The sequence below is a fragment of the Terriglobales bacterium genome (assembly GCA_035624455.1).
Lineage (GTDB): Bacteria > Acidobacteriota > Terriglobia > Terriglobales > Acidobacteriaceae > DASPRM01.
Map to the genome: position 1 here is coordinate 1 of DASPRM010000120.1, position 3593 is coordinate 3593.

3 protein-coding genes and 1 tRNA gene are annotated in these 3593 nt (G+C 58.4%); all 4 read right to left on the minus strand.

Going from position 1 to position 3593, the window contains the following annotated elements; translation table 11 throughout:
- Window positions 1–180: 180 nt before the first annotated feature.
- Window positions 181–257: transfer RNA gene (locus VEG30_13275), tRNA-Asp, on the minus strand.
- Window positions 258–679: 422 nt separating this feature from the next.
- Complete coding sequence (locus tag VEG30_13280) at window positions 680–1684, minus strand: DUF2950 domain-containing protein (protein HXZ80896.1); 1005 nt, start codon at window positions 1682–1684, stop codon at window positions 680–682.
- A gap of 25 nt (window positions 1685–1709) precedes the next feature.
- Window positions 1710–2951: a DUF3300 domain-containing protein gene (locus VEG30_13285; protein ID HXZ80897.1), complete on the minus strand. Its 1242-nt coding sequence runs from the start codon at window positions 2949–2951 to the stop codon at window positions 1710–1712.
- Window positions 2952–3186: 235 nt separating this feature from the next.
- Window positions 3187–3593, minus strand: a 407-nt coding sequence (locus VEG30_13290; GenBank protein HXZ80898.1) for a DUF2950 family protein, incomplete at its 5' end; no start/stop codon positions are given.

The window sequence follows — 3593 nt, forward strand, 5'->3', positions numbered from 1 at the left end:
CAACAAAACACTGAAGATGGCCTTGCACTACACCCACGCCGTGAACAGCCAGCAGGTGGCGGCCCAGGGGATCTTCCTGGAGGCCATCAAAGTGGCGGGGCGGCCGAACTGAGGGGAATAACGGGTTGAATATCGGGTTGAGGTTTGCGCGTTGAAACGAGCTAAGCCATTCAAAGTAAATGGCGGGGACGACGGGACTCGAACCCGCGGCCTCTGCCGTGACAGGGCAGCGTTCTAACCAACTGAACTACGTCCCCACTCGCCAGGTCAACAACATGCGAGATCGCTAGCGTTCATGCGGGTTCGCGCTTTGTGCATAAAACGCACTCGATGCCCACCATGACCTGAAATGCCCCCTGCGCCGGTCCGAACCGCTCATAATGCGCGAGTAAGAGCCATCAGATTGTGCTGCCTTACCTGGGCAATTCCAGAGGATCTTCGCACTAAGCAATCGTACCACATCCACCTCTAGGGTTGCGGCCAGCGGCATCGACGCACTCCGGCCTCGGGGCAATGCCTAGCGAGGCTTGCAGTTGCTGGTTAACGGTCATCGCAGTCTTCTTGTTCCGTCCTCTGCAGGCGAGGGATCACCACTGCAACATGGTTGATCGGCCTTGCCTTCGGAGCGACGTTTCGGCTGGAAATAGACCTTGGCACCCAATTGAGCCAGTGCCGCGAGTTACTCCCCAGCGGCTGCCACCTCCGGGGGCCATTGGTCGTCGGTGCGATGCCAGGTCTTGTCCGGGTTGTAGCGCTCCATGTCTTTAAAAGCTTGGAGCGTGTCCGGCCCCAGATCCTTCTGGTAGACGATCCCGTTGTGACTAACGATGAACGTCTTCACTCCCGTGACGCGGTACTCTGCGGGGGCAGCGACCAGCGCGAATCCGCCTATCATCACCCCCTCGATTACGAAGTCCAGTTGTCCCATCGGAGCCGCTGGGCCCTGCCCCTTCAAGACCTTGAAGTAGTAGCCGTGGTAGGGCTCACCGCGTTTGGTGTAGCCTTGCTCAATAGCATCCGCAATCTTCTCACTGATCGGGCCTCCTAAGCTTCCATCCGGATTTCGCCAAACCAGTCCATCGCGCTTTCCCGACGTGCTGATGATTCGCTGCGCATATTGAGTGATTCCGGAGTCATCATGCACCTGGGAAGCATATTCTTCCTGAGCGTCCACGAAGCCACGACAGATTGCGATAGCGTCTAGTTCATTCGCTCCGATGCGCCTAGCGAGAATCTCCCGTTGGCCTGCCTTGGAATCGAAATACCACCTTCCCCCTTGTTTGACGATCGGAACCGGAAACGGCCAGTCGTCATCTCCGACCGAAAGAATGGCGCGCTTTCGGCTCTTGGGGTCCATGACTACGGAAGTTTTCGCGTGAGCCTTTGCAACAAACAAAGCGGCACGATTCTTGTCTTGGACGGCATCCGCGGTCGTCACCAAACCCTTGCCGTTCGGTCCGAACATCTCATTCAGGGCAGGGACATCGAATTGTTCCGCCGCATGAATCAGCGCCTCGGCAGCTTGTTGCGGTGTGGCAAAGGTCTTTTGCCCAGGCTGAGGAGACGACGCCTCCTCGCTCGATTTCGGCTGTGGCTGCGAGCAGAATCCCAGAGCACCGGACAAGGCGAGTACCAGGATGGCGAGAAGGAGGCTGTGTGCGACGTTCAATCTTCTTGAGCTCATGTGGTTCTCCTTGATCATGGCTTACTTACCGCCTCCTACCGCCGCCTCCACCTCCCCTGCCACCACCTCCCCTGCCGCCACCGCCCATGCTGGAAGAACCGCGTGCACTGCTTGCCCGGGCGCCGCTTCCAGAGCCGCCGCCAAACGCGCTAGAGTCACGAGATGAGCCGCCGCTCGGAACGCTTCGGTTGCCGACACGGTCTCCACCGCCGCCAGCCGAGGGAGTTCTGCCGCCAGCTCCGCGATCCATGGTGCTTGGTTGCTGTCGGCTGCCCAGTTGACCTTGGTTCTGGCGGGCGCTTGCCTGCCGGGAGGCCATTGAATCCCCGCGCGCTGTGCCGCCATATTTATTTGCTGTTGCTCTGTTCGAGTAAGGAGCACCGCCGCGATGCTGTGAATTGTGCTGCCAATTGCTACTGCCGCCGGACGGGCGGTTGCCAGTCTGCCTGTTGGAGTTTCTGACGAAGTTGTTGTTGTTGTTGATGTTGATGTTGTTGTTGCCACCATGCCATCCGCAGTTATAACCCCAGCCTCCGCCCCACGCGGCTCCCATCATCATGCCGACGCCGAACGAGATCGCCATGCCCGCGACGGCATAGCCGGGCGGATAAACCACTGGAGGGTAAGGGTAAGGGGGTGCCCCGTAGACCACGACAGGATCATAGCTGGGGACATAAACCACATCCGGCTTGGCCGGCTCGATCACTACGACGGATTTGTTCTCCACCACCTTTGTTTCCACTTTCTGCTGCTCGGTCGATTTCAAGTTGCCCTTATCCTTGGCCTTCGTGCGCATCCGCTGTACAGCGTCCATCACATCACTCTGCTGCGCAAGAAAAGCGTTTCCCAGATCTGTGGTCCACTTGATGTTCTCCGACAGTAGTTTGACCACCTGCGGTAGCGCCGCCAAAGCCTGGATACTCGGGTCCCAATCCTGCTTTTGCACCGCATCCGCCAGCGCCTTGTCTTTCAGGTCCTTGTGCTGATCTAGCCACTGCTGAAGTTGAATGATCTCCAGAGGGTAGGTGGAAGCTACAAGCGCCTGAGCAAGAAGCGGGTCGGGATAGAGCGCAAGGGGGGCAACCAAAGAATCCAACTGGTCGCTCGGGATTTTCGGAGCTTCCTCCGTGCCCCCTCCGGCTTGCTGCGGCTGCGACCACGCCCAGGCCGCTGACTCGCCGGGCACGAGTAGCGCCACGCATAAGACTGCCACGATGCTACGGAAGGTCTTGCTCGAAAATGTGAATCGAGAGGCTCTTGGATTCATGGCTCTTGTACCTGTTCTCTTCCCTCTACTGACTGGGTTCTCTTGGTAGTCCAGCAGCACGGATGTCGTCGCTGTGCGATCCAACCGGGATTCACTCGCAGACTAGAGGGCAGCAGGACAGAAGGCGACTGTCAGAAGTAACAGCGTTTGCAGCCACTGTTGAAGTCAAACAGCCGCCCTAAATCGATGTCAGGAAGAGCGGTGGTTATGAGCTTAAGCTTGCTGGAGCCAGCGACTATTCCTCCAGGACGGGCTTCCAAGTTTTGTCCGGGTTGAACCGCTCCATCTTCCTGAATTCCTCGAGAGTGGTCGGCCCAAAATCCTTCTGGTAGACGACACCGTCGTCACTGACGATGAAGGTCATTACGCCAGTCTCGCCGTACTCGGCCGGCGCAGCAACCAGCGCAAAGCCACCGATCATCACACCTTTCACCACGAAATCCATTTCTCCAAGCGGCGCGGCCGGTCCCTGCCCCTTCAGAATCTTGAAGAAATAGCCGCGGTACGGCTCTGACCGGCTGGTGTAGCCCTGTTCGATCGCGCGAGCAACCTTTTCGCCTATGGGACCACCCCAAGTGCCATCGGGGTTTTGCCAAGCCAAGCCATCCTGCTTGCCGGGCGTGCTGATGATACGCTGGGCAT